The organism is Comamonas sp. FG99 (genome assembly GCF_057808605.1).
Genome location: NZ_JBMDII010000082.1, coordinates 1 through 1,216, shown reverse-complemented (window position 1 = coordinate 1,216; position 1,216 = coordinate 1). Strand labels below are relative to the sequence as shown.

The window sequence follows — 1,216 nt, the reverse complement described above, 5'->3', positions numbered from 1 at the left end:
CCGCGCTGGTCAAGCTGTCAGCTTCGACGAACGGGGTTTTGCAGACCTTCCTTAGGGAAGAACTCCTTGATGGCTTTATGATTGTCGCCGAACTGCGAACGGTGGCATTCATCAAAGATGAAAACCATTCGCTGGTTGCGTAGCGGCTCCAAACGCTCTTTGTAATTGCGCTTGTTGGCCCCATCCAGGGCAAGGCCCAGCTTCTGAATGGTCGTGACTATCACCTTGTCGGCGTAGTCATCCGACAGCAGGCGGCGCACCAATGTTTCGGTATTGGTGTTTTCCTCAACGCAGCCTTCTTGGAAACGGTTGAATTCCTCGCGAGTCTGTCGGTCCAAGTCTTTACGGTCGACCACGAACAGACATTTGTCGATGTCTGGATTGTCTTTGAGCAGGGTAGACGCCTTGAAGGATGTGAGAGTCTTTCCCGAGCCGGTGGTATGCCAGATATAGCCGTTTCCGCAGTTCTGGTGGATGCATTCCACGATGGCCTTGACGGCATAGATTTGGTATGGCCGCATCATCAGCAGCTTTTGCTCGCTGGCCACTAGCACCATATAGCGGCTGATCATCTGGCCCAGGGTGCACTTGGCCAGGAACTTCTCGGCAAAGCTATCGAGCAGGGTAATCTTCTTGTTATCTTCGCTGGCGAACTGATAAATCGGCAAAAAACGCTCATCAGCGTTGAAGCTGAAGTGGCGCGCGTTGTTGTTGGCGAAGTACCAGGTATCGGTGCGGTTGCTGACGATGAATAGCTGCAAAAAACACAGTAGCGTTTTGCCGTAACCGTTGCCGGGAACGGTCTTGTAATCAACGATCTGCTGCATCGCCCGGCGCGGGCTGACGGCCAGCGTCTTCAGCTCAATTTGCACCACCGGCACCCCATTGATGAGCAGCATCACGTCGTAGCGGTGATGGCTGTTGTCAGTGTTGATGCGTAGCTGGTTGATGACCTCGAAGTCGTTCTTGCACCAATCCCGGATGTTCACCAAGGTGTAGTTCAGCGGCGTGCCATCGTCGCGCTCGAAGCTGTTGATATTGCGTAGCGTTTGGGCAGCGTTGTAAACATCGTCTGTCACGATGCTGTCCCGCAGGCGCTGGAACTCGCTGTCGGTCAGGCGCACCCGGTTGAGTGCCTCAAACTTGGCGCGGAAGTTGGCCTCTAGGGAAGGTCTGCAAAACCCCGTTCGTCGAAGCTGACAGCTTGACCAGCGCG

At 54.6% G+C, this 1,216-nt stretch carries 1 pseudogene; it reads right to left on the bottom strand.

Features of this window, described 5'->3' with window-relative positions:
• Positions 1-41: 41 nt before the first annotated feature.
• Positions 42-1,216: pseudogene (locus ACODRX_RS25785) on the bottom strand (DEAD/DEAH box helicase family protein); the annotation flags it as partial.